This window comes from Methylobacterium sp. A54F (genome assembly GCF_053346035.1).
Window position 1 is genome coordinate 566475 of sequence record NZ_JBKFBF010000001.1, and the last position, 18381, is coordinate 584855.

Annotated in this window: 22 protein-coding genes and 1 pseudogene; 12 read left to right on the forward strand and 11 right to left on the reverse strand. The window is 67.4% G+C overall.

Annotated features, from left to right (window positions below):
* Positions 1 to 44 precede the first annotated feature (44 nt).
* Entirely contained in the window at positions 45 to 962 is a 918-nt protein-coding gene (locus tag ACLBXP_RS02820; RefSeq protein WP_447666032.1) for a metallophosphoesterase family protein, read from the forward strand.
* Positions 963 to 1036: 74 nt separating this feature from the next.
* Here the strand turns inward: ACLBXP_RS02820 and ACLBXP_RS02825 are convergent, their stop codons facing one another.
* From ACLBXP_RS02825 to msuE, 3 genes are all read right to left on the reverse strand, one after another.
* Positions 1037 to 1198: a hypothetical protein gene (locus ACLBXP_RS02825; RefSeq protein WP_447666033.1), complete on the reverse strand. Its 162-nt coding sequence runs from the start codon at positions 1196 to 1198 to the stop codon at positions 1037 to 1039.
* Between the two features lie 239 nt (positions 1199 to 1437).
* Positions 1438 to 2625, reverse strand: a complete 1188-nt coding sequence (gene ssuD / locus ACLBXP_RS02830; protein WP_447666034.1) for an FMNH2-dependent alkanesulfonate monooxygenase — start codon at positions 2623 to 2625, stop codon at positions 1438 to 1440.
* A 46-nt stretch (positions 2626 to 2671) separates the two neighbouring features.
* Entirely contained in the window at positions 2672 to 3247 is a 576-nt protein-coding gene (gene msuE, locus ACLBXP_RS02835; protein WP_447666035.1) for an FMN reductase, read from the reverse strand.
* Positions 3248 to 3846: 599 nt separating this feature from the next.
* Here msuE and sfnG point away from each other — a divergent pair.
* Positions 3847 to 4962: a dimethylsulfone monooxygenase SfnG gene (sfnG, locus tag ACLBXP_RS02840; protein ID WP_447666036.1), complete on the forward strand. Its 1116-nt coding sequence runs from the start codon at positions 3847 to 3849 to the stop codon at positions 4960 to 4962.
* Positions 4963 to 4976: 14 nt separating this feature from the next.
* Positions 4977 to 6227, forward strand: a complete 1251-nt coding sequence (locus ACLBXP_RS02845; protein WP_447666037.1) for an SfnB family sulfur acquisition oxidoreductase — start codon at positions 4977 to 4979, stop codon at positions 6225 to 6227.
* A 7-nt stretch (positions 6228 to 6234) separates the two neighbouring features.
* Here the strand turns inward: ACLBXP_RS02845 and ACLBXP_RS02850 are convergent.
* A pseudogene (locus tag ACLBXP_RS02850) lies at positions 6235 to 6574 on the reverse strand (putative sulfate exporter family transporter); the annotation flags it as partial.
* A 1205-nt stretch (positions 6575 to 7779) separates the two neighbouring features.
* A complete protein-coding gene (locus ACLBXP_RS02855; protein ID WP_447666038.1) occupies positions 7780 to 8388 on the reverse strand; it encodes a hypothetical protein in 609 nt (202 codons plus the stop codon).
* Positions 8389 to 9145: 757 nt separating this feature from the next.
* Here ACLBXP_RS02855 and ACLBXP_RS02860 point away from each other — a divergent pair.
* Together ACLBXP_RS02860 and ACLBXP_RS02865 are read left to right on the forward strand one after the other, a co-directional pair.
* A complete protein-coding gene (locus ACLBXP_RS02860) occupies positions 9146 to 10105 on the forward strand; it encodes a DUF7146 domain-containing protein (RefSeq protein WP_447666039.1) in 960 nt (319 codons plus the stop codon).
* A complete protein-coding gene (locus ACLBXP_RS02865; protein WP_447666040.1) occupies positions 10096 to 11316 on the forward strand; it encodes an AAA family ATPase in 1221 nt (406 codons plus the stop codon). Before ACLBXP_RS02860 ends, ACLBXP_RS02865 begins: the two co-directional genes overlap by 10 nt.
* A gap of 264 nt (positions 11317 to 11580) precedes the next feature.
* Here the strand turns inward: ACLBXP_RS02865 and ACLBXP_RS02870 are convergent, their stop codons facing one another.
* The gene (locus ACLBXP_RS02870; RefSeq protein ID WP_447666041.1) at positions 11581 to 11979 is read right to left on the reverse strand and encodes a DoxX family protein; all 399 of its coding nucleotides are present in this window, start codon (positions 11977 to 11979) and stop codon (positions 11581 to 11583) included.
* A 139-nt stretch (positions 11980 to 12118) separates the two neighbouring features.
* Here ACLBXP_RS02870 and ACLBXP_RS02875 point away from each other — a divergent pair, with 139 nt between their 5' ends.
* From ACLBXP_RS02875 to ACLBXP_RS02895, 5 genes are all read left to right on the forward strand, one after another.
* Positions 12119 to 12532 (forward strand): hypothetical protein, encoded by a 414-nt coding sequence (locus ACLBXP_RS02875; protein WP_447666042.1) that lies wholly within the window; start codon positions 12119 to 12121, stop codon positions 12530 to 12532.
* 11 nt (positions 12533 to 12543) lie between these two features.
* Positions 12544 to 12840, forward strand: a complete 297-nt coding sequence (locus ACLBXP_RS02880) for a hypothetical protein (protein ID WP_447666043.1) — start codon at positions 12544 to 12546, stop codon at positions 12838 to 12840.
* Positions 12840 to 13466 carry a hypothetical protein gene (locus tag ACLBXP_RS02885; protein ID WP_447666044.1) on the forward strand — a complete coding sequence of 209 codons (627 nt, stop codon included), beginning with the start codon at positions 12840 to 12842 and terminating at the stop codon, positions 13464 to 13466. The genes ACLBXP_RS02880 and ACLBXP_RS02885 overlap by 1 nt, the downstream gene beginning before the upstream one ends.
* 51 nt (positions 13467 to 13517) lie before the next feature.
* Positions 13518 to 13853 (forward strand): hypothetical protein, encoded by a 336-nt coding sequence (locus ACLBXP_RS02890; RefSeq protein WP_447666045.1) that lies wholly within the window; start codon positions 13518 to 13520, stop codon positions 13851 to 13853.
* Positions 13854 to 13949: 96 nt separating this feature from the next.
* On the forward strand, positions 13950 to 15188 hold the full coding sequence (locus ACLBXP_RS02895; RefSeq protein ID WP_447666046.1) for a phosphoadenosine phosphosulfate reductase domain-containing protein: 1239 nt from the start codon (positions 13950 to 13952) through the stop codon (positions 15186 to 15188).
* A gap of 1 nt (position 15189) precedes the next feature.
* Here ACLBXP_RS02895 and ACLBXP_RS02900 read toward each other — a convergent pair whose 3' ends face one another.
* Entirely contained in the window at positions 15190 to 15684 is a 495-nt protein-coding gene (locus ACLBXP_RS02900) for a hypothetical protein (protein WP_447666047.1), read from the reverse strand.
* A gap of 158 nt (positions 15685 to 15842) precedes the next feature.
* Here ACLBXP_RS02900 and ACLBXP_RS02905 point away from each other — a divergent pair, with 158 nt between their 5' ends.
* Entirely contained in the window at positions 15843 to 16043 is a 201-nt protein-coding gene (locus tag ACLBXP_RS02905; protein WP_447666048.1) for a hypothetical protein, read from the forward strand.
* 3 nt (positions 16044 to 16046) lie between these two features.
* On the opposite strand, the gene ACLBXP_RS02910 is transcribed toward ACLBXP_RS02905, so the two are convergent.
* A complete protein-coding gene (locus ACLBXP_RS02910; protein WP_447666049.1) occupies positions 16047 to 16772 on the reverse strand; it encodes a hypothetical protein in 726 nt (241 codons plus the stop codon).
* A 75-nt stretch (positions 16773 to 16847) separates the two neighbouring features.
* On the opposite strand from ACLBXP_RS02910, the gene ACLBXP_RS02915 reads away from it, so the two are divergent.
* Positions 16848 to 17012 (forward strand): hypothetical protein, encoded by a 165-nt coding sequence (locus ACLBXP_RS02915; RefSeq protein ID WP_447666050.1) that lies wholly within the window; start codon positions 16848 to 16850, stop codon positions 17010 to 17012.
* A 39-nt stretch (positions 17013 to 17051) separates the two neighbouring features.
* Here ACLBXP_RS02915 and ACLBXP_RS02920 read toward each other — a convergent pair whose 3' ends face one another.
* Genes ACLBXP_RS02920 through ACLBXP_RS02930 form a run of 3 tightly spaced genes read right to left on the reverse strand, consistent with a single transcriptional unit; the run spans position 17052 to position 18355 of the window.
* Positions 17052 to 17363: an HGGxSTG domain-containing protein gene (locus tag ACLBXP_RS02920; RefSeq protein ID WP_447666051.1), complete on the reverse strand. Its 312-nt coding sequence runs from the start codon at positions 17361 to 17363 to the stop codon at positions 17052 to 17054.
* Positions 17360 to 18028, reverse strand: coding sequence for a hypothetical protein (locus tag ACLBXP_RS02925; protein WP_447666052.1), 669 nt, complete (start codon positions 18026 to 18028; stop codon positions 17360 to 17362). The genes ACLBXP_RS02920 and ACLBXP_RS02925 overlap by 4 nt, the downstream gene beginning before the upstream one ends.
* On the reverse strand, positions 18029 to 18355 hold the full coding sequence (locus tag ACLBXP_RS02930; RefSeq protein ID WP_447666053.1) for a hypothetical protein: 327 nt from the start codon (positions 18353 to 18355) through the stop codon (positions 18029 to 18031).
* Positions 18356 to 18381 lie beyond the last annotated feature (26 nt).

Here is an 18381-nt window from a genome sequence, read left to right on the forward strand (position 1 = left end):
CGAGGCGGCAGGCCGGGGCACCAGTCCGCGCGCGTACCGGCCCGATGTATCGTCTCGCCCACCTCACCGACCCCCATGTCGGTCCGCTGGCCCGGCCCCGCCTGCGCCAGCTCCTCGGCAAGCGGGCGACGGGCTATGCCAACTGGCGCCGGGGCCGGTCGCGCAGCCACGACATGGCGGTCCTAGCGGCCCTCGTCGCCGACTTGAAGGAGCAGGGGCCCGACCACGTCGCCTGCACGGGCGACCTCTGCAACATCGGCCTGCCGAGCGAGTGGGAGACCGCCCGCACCTTCCTGGAGGAACTGGGGCCGCCGGACCGCGTCAGCTTCGTGCCCGGCAATCACGACGCCTACGTGCGCGGCTCGCTGGAGGGCCTCCTCGCCGCCTGCGGCCCCTGGACCGCGGGTGACGACGGCCGCAGCGGCCTGTTCCCCTACCTGCGCCGCCGCGGCCCCGTCGCCCTGGTGGGACTCTCGACCGCGATCCCGACCAAGCCCTTCGTGGCGAGCGGGCGCCTCGGGCCCGAGCAGATAGCCGCCGCCGAGGCCCTGCTGCGGGCGCTCGCCGGCGAGGGAGAGCCGCCCTGCCGCGTGGTGATGATCCACCATCCGCCCCAGCCGGGCGGCGCGGCGCCCGGGCGCGAGCTCAAGGATGCGGAGGCGTTCACGGAGATGCTCGGGCGGGTGGGGGCGGAGCTCGTCCTCCACGGGCACAACCACGTGGCGAGCCTCGGCCACGTGCCGGGCCCCGCGGACAGCTGGGTGCCGGTGGTCGGCGCCGCCTCGGCCTCGGCCCGGCCGGGGGGGCACGGGGGCGCCCTCAAGCGGCGGGCGGCCTACATCCTCTACACGATCGCGCAGGAGGGCGGTCGCTACGCCATCACGGCGCATCAGCGCGGCCTCGACCCGGACGGTCGCGTCGCGGATTTCGGCAGCCTCGCGCTGGCGGCCCCTCAGGGTTAAGGCTCCGCCATTCAAAACGAAACCGGCCGGGAGGCCCGGCCGGCGAAGGAGGTGGAACCGGCGATCGGGCGTCGTCAGACGCCCGCGCTGAGAAGTCCGACGCGCTGCTGGTGGGCGATGCTGGCCTCGTAGCGCTCGGCCTGCAGGCGGGTCAGCCCGGAGATCAAGGCGATGGTCCCGCGATAGACCGTATAGGTGCCGTCCTGAGTCGGCTTCACACGAATCATCTCGGACATGGGCGCTCCCCTGTCTTGGAGGTTGATCGTCGAACGCTGTTGACAGGCGGGAGGGTAACCGTTTGGACGGGGCTGGCAAGGGGGTCCTACGCCGTATTGCGTAAGTATCTCCGCTGCGGTGCGGCGGGGAGATGCTTAAAATTGAGGCGCCTGTACCCGCGGCCGGCCCGCCGCGGCGCTATGTGATTGTAATCATGGGCGCCGCAACTTCCTGTCCGGATGCTGCGGCGCCCGCCGGCTCAGGCGGCCGTGGCCTGGCGCTTCGGCACGATATCGTTGGCCATCACCTCGCCGAAGGGTCCGTCGTTGCGGGCATGGGCGGGCGCGTTGCCGGTGGTCGCCCGAAGCGGCAGCTTCGGGAAGACCAGCTCGGCGAATCGGTAGGCCTCCTCGAGGTGCGGGTAGCCCGAGAGGATGAACCGGTCGATGCCGAGGTCGATGTACTCCTTCATCCGGTCGGCGACCTGGTCGGCGGAGCCGACCAGCGCGGTCCCGGCCCCGCCGCGCACCAGGCCGACGCCGGCCCAGAGGTTCGGCGACACCACGAGCTTATCCCGGCGCCCGCCGTGGAGGGCCATCATCCGGCTCTGGCCCACGGAATCCTGGCGCTGCAGGGTGGCCTGCGCGCGGGCGATGGTCTCGTCGTCGAGGCGGGAGATCAGGCCCTCGGCGGCCTCCCAGGCGGCGGCCTCGGTCTCGCGCACGATCACGTGCAGGCGGATGCCGTAGGAGAAGGTCTTGCCGCGGGCCTCCGCGGCGGCGCGGGCGGTGGCGATCTTCTCCGCGACGCCGGCCGGCGGCTCGCCCCAGGTGAGGTAGACGTCGCAGTGCTCGGCCGCGACCGCGATGCCCGCCGGCGAGGAGCCTCCGAAGTAGAGGGGCGGATAGGGCTTCTGGGCGGGCGGGAAGATCAGGCGCCCGTTCTCCGCCCGCAGGTGCTGGCCCTCGAACGTCACGGTCTCGCCGGCCATCAGCCCGCGCCAGACGTGCAGGAACTCGTCCGTGACGACGTAGCGCTCGTCGTGGTCGAGGAAGACGCCGTCGCCGCGCAGCTCCACCGGGTCCCCGCCGGTGACCACGTTGATGAGGAGGCGCCCCTCCGAGAGGCGGTCGAGGGTCGCGGCCATGCGGGCGGCCATCGAGGGTTCCTGCAGGCCGGGCCGCACGGCGACGAGGAAGCGCAGGCGGCGCGTGAGCGGGGCGAGCGCCGAGGCCACCACCCAGGAATCCTCGCAGGAGCGACCGGTGGGCAGCAGCACGCCGAAGTAGCCGAGATCGTCGGCCGCCTGCGCGATCTGGCGGAGGTAGGGCAGCGTGACGGCCCGGGCGCCCTCGGCGGCGCCGAGGTAGCGGCCGTCGCCGTGGGTCGGCAGGAACCAGAGGACGTCCGCGCGGCCGTCGGCCTGCGGGGAGTTGGCGACTGTCATGCTGTACGATCCTGCATTCGGATTCCGCCGGCCCTTGCTTTCAGGCTCAGCGGGCGGCTGCGACGGCCTGCGGGCGGGCGGCGGCCTGGTCGCGGGCCGTGAGGGCGGCGAGCTGGCCGGCCGCCTCCGCGACGCGGGCCTGGATGCCGGGCTCCACCAGCGCCCCGTCGTGGAAATCGGGGTCGGAGGCGTAGACGGCGGTCGGCAGGGCGAGCGCCCCGAAGAAGCCGAACAACGGCCGGAAGGCGTGCTCCACCACAAGGGCGTGGCGGTGGCCGCCGCCGGTGGCGGCGATGGCCACCGGCTTGTTGAGGAGCGCGCTCGGGTCGACGAAGTCGAACAGGTGCTTGAACAGGCCCGTGTAGGCGCCCTTGTAGACGGGCGAGCCCACGACCAGCGCATCCGCCTCCTCGATCGCCTCGACGATCCGGCGCGCCGGCAGGGAGAGCTGCTGGCGCGACAGGGCCGCGCCGAGACCGGTGCCGGCATCGACCACGTCGAAGATGCGCACGTCGAGGGCCGTGCGGGAGGCGGCCTCCGCGGCGATGGCCTCGACCAGGGTGCGGGTCTTCGAGGGCCGCTGCACGTTCGCGCTGAAGCCGACGAGTCTGGGGCGGGTCATGTCGGGCCTGTCCGAAGTTGAGCGAGTGTCGACCGGCCCGTGCGGACGGGCTCGGCTGCTGGCCCCGAAGGTGCGCGGGGCACCCGCCGCGGTCAATGAAACGTTCTTTCAAATGAACGGCGCGTGGGAGGTGGTTGGGCTCCACCCGAGCGGTGGCGGAGAAGGACGGGGCGGTTCGCGCGCCCGTTCCGCGCCGTAGACGATAAATGGTCAAGGAAGGCCGGACGCGGAGGCCCCGGCCCGTCGCGCACCTGCGACGACGCGCGCGGCGATCGCGTGCCCGCGCGACGCCATGAACCGCGCCCGCGTTCCGCATAGCGGACGCCGCTGCTTCGGATGCGCGGTCCGGCGCCCGTACAGGATCCTTCTCCCATGCCCGCCCGGCGGAGGCGGTCGTTCCCGGACATCCCCGAAAAAGGCCGTTTCTTTCCCTGGACCGGAACAGTCCGGCCATGGATGCTTGGTGTTGTCTTCGCAAGCGTTTCGAGCGCACGGCACAGGACTTCCCCTGAAGCCTGCACGCCGCCGGACTGAACAACAAACGCATCATGAATACAGTCTCACACGCCGAGACTGCGCAACGACCTGAGGAGAGCCCCATGAGCACCCGCCCGAACGCCGCCGCGGAGCCGATCCGCTTCGCCTACTGGGTTCCGAACGTCTCCGGCGGCCTGGTGATCAGCAAGATCCCGCAGCGCACGAGCTGGGATGCCGAGTACAACCGCCAGCTCGCCCGGATCGCAGAGGAGGCCGGGTTCGACTACGCGCTGACGCAGATCCGCTTCACCGCGGGCTACGGCGCCGAGTACCAGCACGAGTCGGTGGCCTTCAGCCACGCGCTCGCGGCCGCGACGAGCCGGCTCAAGGTCATCGCCGCCATCCTGCCCGGGCCCTGGAACCCGACGCTGGCCGCCAAGCAGATCGCCACCATCGCGGACCTGACGGGCGGGCGCATCGCGGTCAACATCGTCTCGGGCTGGTTCTCGGGCGAGTTCCGGGCCATCGGCGAGCCGTGGCTCGACCACGACGAGCGCTACCGCCGCTCCGAGGAGTTCATCCGCTCGCTCAAGGGCATCTGGACCCAGGACAGCTTCACCTTCCGGGGCGACTTCTACCGCTACACCGACTACTCCCTGAAGCCGAAGCCGCCGGGGGCCCTCCCCGAGATCTTCCAGGGCGGCTCGTCGCGCGCCGCCCGCGACATGGCGGCCCGCGTCTCGGACTGGTACTTCACCAACGGCAACAGCCCGGAGAACATCCGGACCCAGGTCGAGGACCTCAAGGCCAAGGCGCGGCAGAACGGCCACGCCGTGAAGGTCGGCGTCAACGCCTTCGTGATCGCCCGGGACACCGAGGAGGAGGCGCGCGCCGTCCTCCAGGAGATCATCGACCACGCCGACCCCGAGGCCGTGAAGGCCTTCGGGCACGAGGTGAAGAACGCCGGCAAGGCCTCCCCCGAGGGCGAGGGCAACTGGGCGAAGTCGAGCTTCGAGGACCTCGTCCAGTACAACGACGGCTTCAAGACGAACCTGATCGGGACGCCGGACCAGATCGCCGAGCGCATCGTGGCGCTGAAGGACGTCGGCGTCGACCTCGCGTTGCTGGCCTTCCTGCACTTCCAGGAGGAGGTCGCGTATTTCGGCCAGCACATCATCCCGCGGGTCCGGGCGCTGGAGGCCGCCCGCGCCGGGCAGCCCGCGGCCGAGGCGGCCTGAGCCCGGAGGCACCCATGAACATCGCCCTGAACCCCGACACGCTCGACCCGCCGCAGGGCGTGCCCGGCCGCCCGCGCCTCTCTGAGCCCGCCCACGTGATCCGCGACGACGCGGAGGCGATCCGCGTCGCCGAGCGCCTCGCGGCGGCCTTCCGCGAGGGGGCCTCGGAGCGCGACCGGACGGGGCGCCGCCCGGCGGAGGAGCTCGACGCCTTCTCGCAGAGCGGCCTCTGGTCGATCAACGTGCCGCGCAGCTTCGGGGGGCCGGGCGTCTCCTACCGGACGCTCGCGCGGGTGATCGCCATCATCTCGGCCGCCGACCCGTCGATCGGGCAGATCGCGCAGAACCACCTCGGCATCGTCGCGGCGATCGACACGGTGTCGGACCCCGGGCAGAAGGCGCTGCTGTTCGGGGAGGTGCTGCGCGGCACCCGCTTCGGCAACGCCTTCTCGGAGCGCGGCACCCGGCGGGCCGCGGAGTTCGAGACCCGCTTCACCGAGGACGGCGACCACGTCGTGGTCCGGGGCGAGAAGTTCTACGCCACGGGCGCGCTCCTCGCCCACCTCGTGCCGATCGTCGCCACCGACGCGGAGGGCCGGGCCTGGTACGCCATTGCCGAGCGCGACGCGCCGGGCCTCACCGTGATCGACGACTGGTCGGCTTTCGGCCAGCGCGGCACCGCGAGCGGCACGGTTCTGATCCGCGACGTGCGGGTGCCGAAGACCCACCTCGTGCCGGCCTGGAAGGGCTACGCGCAGCCCAGCGCCGACGGGGCGATCTTCCAGATCATCCAGGCGGCGGTCGATGCCGGCATCGCGCGGGCGGCGCTCGACGACACGGTGGCCTTCGTGCGCGAGCGCTCGCGCCCCTGGATCGACAGCGGCCTGGAGCGGGCCTCCGACGACCCCTACACGATCCAGGCGGTGGGCGACCTGACGATCCGCCTGCACGCGGCCGAGGCGCTCCTCGACCGGGCGGGCCTCGCCATCGACGCGGCGGTGGCGGCACCGGAGGCCGAGAGCGTGGCGGCGGCGCAGGTCGCCGTCGCGGAGGCGAAGGTGCTCACCACCGAGGTGTCCCTGGCGGCGGCCAACAAGCTGTTCGAGCTTGCCGGCACCCGCGCCACCCTCGCCGAGCACAACCTCGACCGGCACTGGCGCAACGCCCGCACCCATACCCTGCACGATCCGGTCCGCTGGAAGGTCGCCATCGTCGGCAACCACGCCCTGAACGGGGTGAACCCGCCGTTCCACGCCTGGAGCTGAGCGCCCCTCAGGCGATACCGAGGCCGCGGATCAGGAGTCTGATGGCGAGCAGCAAGGCGAGGGAGGCGGTGACCGCGAGCGTCACCCGTCCCCCGACCCGGGCGAGCACCCGCACGTCGACGCCGAGGCCGAGGGCCGCCATCGACACCGCGGTGAGGAAGCCCGCGGCCTGCGTCACCGGCCGGGCGGCTGCCTCCGAGATCAGCCCGAGCGAGCACAGCCCCGCGAGTGCCAGGAAGCCGAGGATGAACCACGGCACCAGCTTGAAGAAGCCGAGCCGTCCCGGGCGGGGGGGCGGTGGCGCCCGCCGCGGGCAGGCGCGGGGCGATCAGCGAGAAGGCCACCACCGCCGTGAGCTATCGCCCGCCCTCACCATAGGGCGGCCGCGTACGATCATATCAGGCCGCCGCATTCCGGCGGCGCGCTCACCCGCTGACAGCTCTCCGGAAGCGGCACGTCCCCGACCGAGCAGAGACTGCCATGCCGTCCCAGCGATCAGCGTCCAGCCCCACGCCCAGCGACCGCGCGTTCACGCATGGACGCATCCCTTCCCCATCCGGCGAGACGGGGGGCATCGATGCTTGCGCACCCTGCCTCTTCGCGGTCGAGCACGGCGGCACCGTCGTCCGGATCACGGACGACTGGGACGGCCACGTCCTCATCGAGAAGCTGTACGCCGGTCTTCGGGAAGCTCGCCGGGCTCGCGACAAGCAGCCCCGCTGAGGAGGGCAGGTCGGCTTCGCGGAGACTCGCGATCGGAGCGTCCGGCAACACAGCGCAATGGTCCTCCCGGATTCGAAAGCAGCTCAGGCGTGCCCTGGAGATTGCGGTCAGCAGTCGTGGTCTGCAATAATTCTCGGAGGTAGAGTATGCGGGATAGACAAATGTGTTGACGATGTTCCTCAGACGTAGGACAGTCTGTCTTGCTCCACATAGTTTTGGGTGCCGATGCCGATGCTCTTTAATCATGCAACGATCCCGGTCGTTCGGCTCGGCGCCGTACTCGGAGCATTCCTCCTCGTAGCGAGTGCGGCACATGCCGCATCTCGCGCCAAGGACGACGGGATGGAGGCTCAGCGCTGCATCTGGCGCTGCGGGAATGCGACAAATCTCGAACAGCCCGCCTACGATCGTTGCATCGCCCGCCAATGCGACGCCGGCAAGCGGCGCCGACGTCGGTGATTGCGGTAACGGCGGAAGCGCAACCTGGATCTTCGTGGCCTTCGTGGGGCCGTCCATCCGGCGGGCGGATGCCTTTCCGGGACCCGCCAGGTGTCAAAGGAACGGGGCCAATGGGCGCGTCACCGCCGAGTACGTCTCCGAGGCTTGCCCATGCACATCCTCTCACTGCAGCGATGATAGGCCGGATCACCGGCTCCCTTCGAGTTCGCGAGGCAGCGCCACACACACCTCTGTGCCTCCCACTGGGCTTCGGTCTGCGCCTCGGCCGGGGTGGCCAGGCCAAGGATCCCAGCAGTCAAAATCGGGACCCGCAGCAAATGCTTCATAGTCTTATCGCCCTCGCGTGATGGGATCCCGGAACGTCGGTCTTTCAATTTGACGTGTCGCACACGAGGCGACCTTGGCCGTCCTTGATGTCGATGGTGGCGGATTGATCCGCACCGGTTTCCCCTGCCCGGACTCGTTGCCTGAGAAGCCGCTTGGCGCGCGCAACGTCGCGGCCGATGACTTTGACGACCTCCGACCTGGAGGTTGCGAAGCGCACGCTCGCCATGTTGATTCCGTTCTCGTTGCCGAACACGAAATCAACGGCGCTGACCGGCAAGGATCGCAATGTCCCAGACAGAGGTACGTTGACCTCCGTGTACTCGCCCTTGTTGACCGAGGTGATCGGGCCCATGGCCGATTTGATCTCGGCCGAAGCCATGATCGGGGCGTTGGGATCTAAGCGCTTTCCGCTCGCGTCATGCCCGTGCCGCGCGGCGATCGACCTTCTGAACTGATCGAACGATTTCGATCCGTCGCAATCTGACAGAAGCTTTCCGAGCAGGGGGTCGAGGACAACGGACGCCGCGGCATTCCCAGGTATGGAGCCGAGTGCGCAGATCAGCGCGGCGCCGGGAAGAAGGATCTGTCGTGCCGGGAAGCGCCAGCACGGCCTCCGTCTCCGGCGCGCGCTATCCAGTTCCAGCTCTGCCATCTTCTGCACCTCATACGAACTTTCCCTCGCGCCATCCTTGGCGGGTAAGGGGAGTGCGGACTGAGCATACTTGTCATGACAGATATTCCGGTCGGCAGCCGAACCGTAAAGCTAGCCAAAAGAATGATCTCTAAAATATAATTCCGGCCTGCGCGTTGAATGTAGTTCCCGAGTTCAATGGGAGCCCTATCCCGTCAGCCTGCACAGATGCTGCGGGAGCCCGAATACAGCATTGAGGTTGAGGGGAACTCAGCGCCACCGATCCCGGCCGTCCGGCTGCGGTGCGGCTTGGCGACCGGCACCGCGACCGCGCCGGACCATGCCACCGGGGCCCGCATCGCTGCGGGGCGCCGGATGACGCCTCGTCTATCGAAACCTTGCCGTGCGGATCGGCATCAACCCCGCCCGATCCTGCTTCGGATGCGCGAGGGGGCCGCCGGAGCGAGAGAGGCTCGAATCGGCGCAGGCTGACGGCGCCGGAACGGCGCGTCTGACGGGGCTGTCGGTGATCAGGCTGAGATATTGAAAACGTGGCGCGGGCGACGGGGCTCGAACCCGCGACCTCCGGCGTGACAGGCCCGATGAAAAGCCAACTTCGGCAACGGCTGTTCCGAATTCTCATGGCACCGATCCTACTCGGGAACTTGGAGAATTCGGAACGCCCGGGAGTGGCTGCAAGCCCCCTGGAAACGAGAACGCCGTCGCGGGGGTCGGAGCCCGCAACGGCGCTATTCGCATTGGTTCAAGCCAAAGAACCGTGAAAAGAGATAGGTCGGCCACGGGGTCGCTGACAAGGCTGACAAACCTAGCCGAGGTTGCCCGCGCACTCCGCGGACAGGTTCAGGGGCGGCAGGTACTCGCCCCAGGGCCGGCCCATAGCCACAAGGATCGCTCTCTCTCGGTTCGCCTGTCCGATGCCTCGCCCGATGGGTTCGTCGTATTCAGCCACGCGGGCGACGACTGGCGTGCGTGTCGAGACCATGTTGCCTCAGCTCTCGGCCTGCCCCCAGATCGATGGCGTCAGGACCGCGAGGAGGATCCGGCTGAAATCTACCGCCGGCGGGAAGCTCAGCGCCGCGCCGACGAGCGCTATCGGGCCGAAACCCTACGCCGTCAGCGCCACGCGCTCGCCATGTGGGAAGACGCCCGCGACCCGCGCGGCACCATCGTTGAGGCGTACCTGCGCAGCCGGTGCCTTAACCTCCCCGACAACATCGCGAGCGAAGTCCTGCGCTTTCACCCCGCTTGCCCGTGGGAGGCCGGCGCCGCCCCGGCCATGGTGGCACCGCTCCGGTGCATCCGCACAGGAGACGTGATTGGGGTCCACCGAACAGCCCTGACCCCGGACGGCACGAAGCTCGGACGCAAGATGTTCGGTACCGCGACCGGCGCCGCCATCATGCTCGACAGCGAGGACGCGATCACCAGCGGCCTCGCGATCGGCGAGGGCATCGAGAGCTGCTTGGCAGCACGGCAACTCGGCATCCTGCCTGTGTGGGCACTTGGCAGCGCCAGCGCCATGGCCGCGTTCCCGCTGCTGCCCGGCATTCAAAGCCTGACGCTCCTCGAAGAGCGTGACGGCGGGGCGAGCAACCGCGCTTGCACAGAGGTTGGCACCCGTTGGCACCGAGCTGGTCGGGTGGTCGACGTGGTGCTTCCGCGTGTCGGCAAGGACATCAACGACCAGATCCGGGAGGGGGCGACGGCATGGCACTGAACGGGAGCCACTTCCCCCCTGATCCGATCGATCGCCGCGCCTTCGTCCCACCTTTCACCGACGAGGACGTGGGCCGGTTTCCTCCCTTTCAAGGTGAGGCTGGGCCGCGCGCTGAGGCGACGCGCCCTCGCTTTCCGATCCTGCACATTGACGACATCGAGATCGGAGACGACCCGACGTGGCTGATTGAGGGGTTGCTTCCGGCTAGCGGGTTCGGCGTCGTGTTCGGCGCTCCCAAAAGCGGCAAGTCGTTCCTGCTCGCCGATGCACTGTTCCACGTCGCTATGGGGCGTTCGTGGGCCGGGCGGGAGGTGATGCAAGGCGTTGTCGTCTACATCACAGGCGAAGGCGTTGAGGGCTTTAAACGGCGCCTCGTCGCCATGCGGCGCCACTACCACGTTGAAGGGCACCGTATCCCCTTCCTGATGGTGCCCGTTGCGCCGGACCTTGGGCACGCGAGCGGCGACGACCTCGCCTTGGTCGAGGACGTTAGGGCCTATCTTGCGACGATGGGCAGCCCGCCTGTCAGGGCCATCGCGATCGACACGCTCGCCCGCACCATGAAGGGCGCCGACGAGAACGCTGCGAAGGACATGACGACGTTCGTGGACAACTGCGAGCGCATCGGCACAGCGTTTGGGTGCATCGTCCTCGGGGTTCATCACGCGGGCAAGGACGTGGCCAAGGGCTCCCGCGGCTCCAACGCCCTCGACGGAGCCGTAGACGTGATGTGGAGCGTCGAAAAAGGCGAGGCAGGTAGCATCGCCACCATCCACCACATGAAGGACGCAGAGGCCGGTGCGACCTGGCAATTCCGGCTGCTGCCGATGGTCCTTCGGGAGGGGGGCGCAGAGCATCAGGAAGTTGCGGCTGCGGTGGTCGAAATCACGGAGTTGCCGGGCGGTGCGCAGAGGTGCGCAGAGAGGCGCAACACCAAGCCTCTGCCCGATCGTCCGAAGCTGCTTCTCGATATCCTAAGGCACGCCGTGGAGGAGATGGGCGAAACCGTTTTGGGTAACCCGAACATCCCCCTTGACGTGCGAGCCCTTCGCCGTGAGAACCTGAAAAGGTATTTGACACTAAAGGGTTACTGGGACGACCTCGTAACCGACTCCAACAATCGAGCTCGTCTCAGCACCGACACGAAGACACTGATCGCCCGAGGCTTCGTCAGCACCACACCCTCCTGGTACTGGCTGGTTAGGGGCTGATCCGATGAGGCCGCAGAGCAGCGCAGAGGTGCGCAGAGTTTCAAATCTCTGCGCCCTAACCCCCCCCCGCAGGGGGCCATGCGCAGAGCCGCAGAGGGCGCAGAGAGTGTCTATAGACACTCTGCGCCTCTGCGCTCCCCGCACCAGGGTCGAAGCCGAGGTGCTGGAATGATCCTAGCGGCCGACCGTTGGAGGCCGTTCGCGGATGAAATAGACTCCGCGGAACGCCTCGATCGACTGCGCACCTTCCGCGCGCTCGACTTCTCACGCACGCAAAGCGGCTGCGCTCGGTGCGGCTCCGGGCAACTCGCTTCGACGAGCGTAGGCCAGACCCGACAGCACGATCAGCAGCACGAAGGCAGGAACGGGCATCAGCGCGGGATCGCCAGCCCGGAGATGGCTGGCGACCGCGCCCACCATGATCGCCGCGAGCAGCAAGGCGCCGTGAGCGACATGGCGGCGGCTCAGGAGCAGGATGGCACCTACGAGTTGTGCGATGCCGACCGCGTACATGAACCAGAGCGGATAGCCGAAGCGAGCGAAGCCCGACACCTCGAACTCGACCGCGGCGAACTTCATCCCGGCTGCGATCAGGAAGAAGACTGTGAGCAGGCCCCGCAGCACCCAGCTGCCGATCTGCCGTCCATTGCGCGTGCTCGTCATCGATCTCGTCCCCTTGCTGGCGCGGCCGTGGATCGGCCGTCGACGCGCCGCTCTCTAAGGGCGCGAGATCTCACACTGATTGCGCCCTCTGTTGCGTCGGCCTCGCTGGCCGGCGCTCGTGCAGCCTGAGGATCCCGTCATGCCCGCATTGGATCGAGACCGCTTCGCCAAGTGCCAAACCATGTGGAAGCGCGGCGCCACTAAGGGCGAGCGTGCCGCCGGCAAGGCCGCGGCCACCCGTGTCGCCGCCTCAGCCCGCATGAGCCTGCAGGACGCCGTGAAAGCCACGAAGATCAGAGCATCAGCGCCGCGCTACCCGGCGTCGGCTGCTGCCTGGGCGTACTGGTCCCCGCCCTCAAATCCAGGCCCGACCACCGTCGCGGAGATGATGGCGCGGAAGGCCGACGACCTGGCCGTGAAGAAGCGGGCTGCCCGCCGGGCCGAGCGCGAGATGCGCAAGTTCTACGCTCAGCAGGAGGCTGAGCTTGCCGTGATCCGCGAGCAGCAAGCCGTTCGAGACCGAGAGTGGGCAGCGAGCCGCACTGCCGCGTGAGGAGCGCACCCATGAACCTCTACACCTCCCGCCCTACGCATCCCGGCCGCACGGCGGCCGAGCGCAAGATCCTCGACGCCATCGGCTGCGGAGACTTCAACCCAAGAATGCATCCGAAGGTCCGCGACCGCCTCCTCGAGGCTGGCCTCGTCGTCCAGTGCAGCGAGCGCCTGATTGGGCAGGGATGGTCCGCCGTCCGTCTGCCGGAGTACGCAATGCCGATCCCAGTGCACATGCAGTGGTGCTCGGCCGTCGCCGCGACAGACGAGGAAATGGCTGAGTTCGTGAAGAGTTATAAGACCAGGTGATGTTCGTTGGAGCCCACGGACTCACTGTCGGTGCCAACCAGGTCTGCAAATCCAATGACGGCGATCAAATCTTTTCTGAGAGCATGATGGAACCCATAAAACGTCCACACCCACGTCGTGGCCCAACGCTTGCCGACCCGACCCGTATTGCAAATCCGTATCGGACTGCCTTCCGGCTGGCATGGCGCAACGCCATGGTGGCGACGATCAACGTCGGCCTGGAGCGAAGCCTATTTGGCTTGTCAGCCGGAGAGAACCATTGGCCAGAGGCTGAAGCTGACGCTGGAAAGCCTCGGCCGCAACAGTCGGGTGCTCTCTACCGCTACACCGTCCTGAGCGATGTCGAAGCCGTTGCCTGGATCTATGACGGCGGCTTCGACGAGATCGCGGTTCACGTCGTGCTGTGGCCGACCATCGGCGCCGAGCAGACGATCAGGGATCCGGAAGCGTGGCCTCGTGCAGGCAAGGTCGTAGCGTTCGGCCGTCTGGAGCGCCGCGTCGGAACCTTCCTGCAGTCTGCGCCGGTCCTGTACGTCGAAACACCGGCTCACACAGAGATGGTGGCGAGCATCGGGATCGATCCGCTGGACGGCCGCTATCTCGACCGTGGCCGTGTCCAGCCATGAGGCGATCCTCGCCTGGCCCGCGCTGTTCCACCGCTCATCCCGAGGTGTAGCATGAGCACGAAGCCCACCACCCAGCTCCTCCCCGAGGAGGATCCTGTTGCGATCGAGGCCGCAATGCTGGCGCTCGCCCGCGCCATTGCCCGGGAGGACGAGGAGACGCCCCCGGTCCCGCTCGTTGCTCCGCATCCCCGCCCGAGGACCAATCTCGGCTGGGCGATGAGAGACCCGGTACGGCAGGCCCTCAAGCAGGGCCTCTGCAACCTGCTCGTCACCCTGACCAAGCTGGTGGGCCAGACCGCCGCGTCAGACATCAACGAGCGCGTCGACGCCCAGGTGCGGAAGGAGCGAGCCGAAAGGTGGGGCGCCCTACCGGAGCGGGTTCACTGAGAGGCCGCCCCGATGAAGCGCCCTCGCACCTCCCGCCAGGCCAAATCTGAGCCGCAGCCCGTCCACATCGTTCATCAGCGCCGCCACGACGACTGCATGATCGCGGCCCTCGCGACGGCCCTGAGCTGGTCCTACGAGCGCGTGGCAGAGGCTCTTGGCTACCCGTGCAATCCGACCACCGGCCTGCCGAACCTGCCTCTCAACGTCGGGTTCGCGCCTCAGCAAGCCATTGGCCCGCTGTTCGCTGCCGGTACGTCCGCCAGCTACGTGATGACTCGCGAGCATCCGGAGGTCGCCACGGACGAGCGCCCGAACGTGACGCAGGCTCGGCTGTCCCTGTTCCCCTCCGACCGCCTCAAGCGGCTGATCCGCGGCCAGCGCGCCGTGCTCTACGGTGCGTGGGCGCCCGGGCAGGCAGCCGGCTCCGTGATGAAGGGCCATTTCCTCGCGTGGGATGGCAGCCGGCTCCTAGGCGACGGGGCGCCGGCCGAGCTCTCCGACGTGACCCTCTGGGGCGCGCTGATCCTCAGCCCCCTCGCGGAAGCCGAGACCGCGCCAACGCCCGCACCGATCGCTGGAACGGAGCTGTCCGATGTATTCGGCCGGCATGATCGCGTGTTCCTCGCCTTCTCAGGCGGCAAGGAGGCCGTGACCCTCGCCCACATGTGCGAGCCTTGGCGCGAGAAGGTCACGCTCCTCTGGGTGCGCGTCTCGCACGCCGCTCCGCACATGGCCGAGTTCATTCGCGGGTACGCGGCGAAGGGCTGGCGCCTTGAGGAGATCCAGGCCCCGCACATCACCCAGCACTGGCGAGCTGCGGGCCTGCCGGCCGAGGTCGTGCCCGTCGACAACGTGACGGGTCGCCAGGAGCCGCGCCTGCAGCCGTGGCCGTCCTGCTGCTACGCCCTGCGTCAGGTGCCGTTGAACAGCTACATCATCGCCCAGGGCGAGCGATGCGCGCTGATCCACGGCCAGCGAGACGACGACAAGGGCGCCACTACAGGCGGGTTGCAGGGACAGCTCCCGCCACACGTCGAAGTCGTCCTTCCTCTCAAGGATTGGTCTGAGGCCGACGTCTACGCCTACATCACGGAGCACGGCCTCAGCCTGCCGGAGCAGTATGCCCAGGGCTACCGGGACAGTCTCGAATGCCTGCCGTGCCCCGCCAGCGTGAACCCCGAGCGCCTCGCCTACCTGACCAAGCGCTATCCGATCGCGGCCAGCATCGCGCGCAAGCAAGCGGCCGCCACCATCGGCGTGACCGGACGCGCCTTGGGCAGCATCTACGACACCATCATGGCATCCGCCGCAAGCCTCACAGAGGAACCGAGCTGACCTAGAACATCAGGCCCTTGGCGATACCAGCTACGCCTCCGATTACCTGGCCAACCAGATTGCCGATCGCCGCGTTACCCGCCGTTTTGCCTGCCCCTCTCGCGGCGCCGACGATCTGTTTCCCCAAGGTCTCGCCGGGCTTGTCCGGAGTGAGGCCCGCGGGCGTAGAGCTCATGATGGCGAGTGCCTTGCTCGTTAGAACTGGCTCGACCGTGGCCATTTCTCCCCCGGCCCTAATGAAGCCCTCGTCCCGCAGCCACTCTCGGGAAGCGCTTAGGATCAGATGGAAGGAGTCGCCTGAGGGTAGCAAGCCAAATTCGTAAACCCCCTCGCTTGCATCAAACCCTTTGGGCACCTTTTTCTCGATGCCCATGGCATCGGCTATTGCCTCTTCATCGAGGTCAGTTGGGATCGGGAAGTTCTCGTAAAGCTGTGCGAAAATCAGCCCTACGATGGTGTTGAAATAGTCGATACGAGCGGCCTTTTCCTCGGACATGAACCGACCCTCTTCCCGTTTCCCATGGACCCGACCGGGCAGGGTGTTAGCTTCCAGAGCGCTCAACACGACTAAGGTGACGACGTAGCTCAGGCACGTTTTGCTCGCGCTTCGCCCGCAACAACGGTAGGCTCGGCACAGAGACAGGAGCGAACCGGATGAGTGACGTCAACAAGATGGTCGCCGCGATCCTGGCCGCGTCGAAGGTTTCAGCGATGGGGCCCAACCGCCTGGCTGAGGACTACCTCGCCGAATATGACGCCATCCGCCAAGCTCTTGATGCTCGCGATAAAGCGGCTGCAAACCAGCACGCTCAAGGATGGGCGGAAGCCGCGAGGCGTGCGGTTGAGGAGTCCTAGCACTCAGAGAATGGCATTTGGGGGCGGTTGTATGTTCGGCCATTGATCCGCGATCGAGGCGCAGGCCGCTGCCATCTCTTTGAACATGTACGTGCTTTTTGTTGGCGCCTCAGTTGCCTTGCCGCTGTAAGCGCAAACTGTCAGGCAAAGCTTGCGCTCGGGCTCGCAATCAGCCTCGGGAGGCATTCCAGCCAGAAAGCCGTAGGCGAAAGCGCTCTGCCATTCCGCTGCAGCGGGGTTCAGTTCTTTGCCCTTTGCGTAGCGTAGGTACAGAGCGCCAGACTTGACCGTGTTCTTGCGCGTCACGCGACGCAGCAAGAGGTCGGGATTGTGGATTACGCTTGTCCCATTGAGTGTCACCGCCTGCTTGCCGTTGGACGGACGCATCTCGCAGGCCGGGATGTTGAGCTTGGAGCAGATGTCAGCGAAGGCGTCCACGTAATCAGCGTTGTGCTGGTTCTGATACGCCTCGAACTCGCCGGTAGTCATCCGCGTGCGGAACCACTCGGCCTTGTCTCTTAGGGTCTCTATGTCGCCATCGCCCTCGCGGAGCCAAGCGGCTATCGTGACCCGCGCGTCGGAATGGTTCAGAACGCGTGCGACGGGTCGATATTTTGCATCGCGGAGCACCGTGCGCTTTCGCTGTGCCGAAGCGGCCATGTAGTCGGCCAACTCTCGAGCCCGCAGTTCGCAGCGCGGGCGCATAACGTGAGTGGCTTGTTCAGGCATGCGGAGGAAGCTCGGATGGACGCCCTATATCTCAGCACAGAGTCCCAAGAGGACACAAGGTTGTGCATAGCCCCTTTGACACGCCAGATCATCGCCGCAACTGGCGAGGATGCTGCCGACTCGACGGGGTATTTCCTCTTCGAGCGGTGTGGCACCAATCCGGATGATGTGCAGATCCTCGCGCGAATTGCATCGGAAGAAGCCGCTCTAAAGCTCGGCCGTCTGCTCAATCTCGCCTGAAAGTACCTCATCAGCCTCAACATCTCTCAACAAGCCGGCTCAGATGAGGTGGCGGTAATCCCTAAGCGCCCGGATCGCCTCGCGGAGAGTCTGACGGGCCGCCCGTCTCTCAGCCACCGCCTCCTTAGTGTAGTGCCCGTGCCGCCAACCCGAGAGCCGAGAGCGCTCTTTCCCCGCAGCCGTCACCGGGCCCGTGCTCTTGCCTCCGTGCAAGCGGCAGCGGCCGTTCGGCATCGCAGGCTGCAGGCAGCTTCCGCCGCCCCGCCGCCGTGCCCCACATCGAGGCGCAGCGAAGGCGCCACGCAGCCGTTCGCATCCACACGGGGCATGGGGTTCGCCGCCTGAGATCACGGGGTGCCCCCACGCCTCTGCCGACGCCGGGGCTGCCCCCCTCCCTTGGCCTGTCCGGCTACGACAGCCTGCCCGCCGTCACCCACGTAGGTGTGCTGCACGATCACGGTCTGTCGGCCTCCGGAGCGGACCCGCTGCAGCGTGGTCATCCCGCCCTGATAGGCGCCAGCGAGGCGTGTCATGGCTCCCGCGAGGCGACAGGCTTCCGTGGGCAGGTTCTTCCAGCCGTAGGGTTCGAGCTTCGCCATGCTGTCGAGCAGGCGGTTCATTTGCGCGGCCATCTTGAGGTGCGCGGCGTGGGTGGTGCCCATCTGGTGGAGCAAGGCTTTCTCCAGGCTGTTTTGCGCCTGGGCGCTGTCCGCGAGGTCAAGGCCGAGGGCGAGCGCGTCGGCTTCGTTGAGGAGGTTGAGGCGTTCGCGGCTGGCATCGGCTGCGACGGCATCGGGCTTGGCGAGGGTGTCGTACGGCGACGCATCCCGGGAACTGGTGAAGTCGTCGCTCGGCAGCAGCTCGCGCCCGGCGGTGAGCACCACCAACTCGTCTGGCAGCTTCTCGCGCGCCTCAGCCTCCCACCGATCCGAGAAGGAGGAGGACTCGCCTCGCATCTCGGCCTTGCAGTGCGCTGCGTGAAGAAGCTTCTCCGTTTTGCCTGATCGCCGAGCCATCTATGACCTCCCTTTGGACTCAGCATCTCTGTCGTTAAGGTGCCAAACATGCTGCTCTTCCAAGTCAACCCGGGCCCGGTTCTCCGCGCATTTCGTCACCTTGATATGCCACGTCATGCCGTTCTCTGGGTAATACGCAAAACTGTCGTCTTTGGGATCCTCGCTGCGCTCAAGTTCGGTCACTTGGTCAGATGGATGCTTGATATAGATGGTCGTCCCGGGAACCCAAGCATCAGGCACGAGGCGATCAAATACAATTTCTAGCTTGTCTTCCATTCGGGCCTTGTCTGTGGTCCCATGAAACGATGGGGGGAGCGTCAAATCCATGGCATCCTCACAATATCTAACGGTCT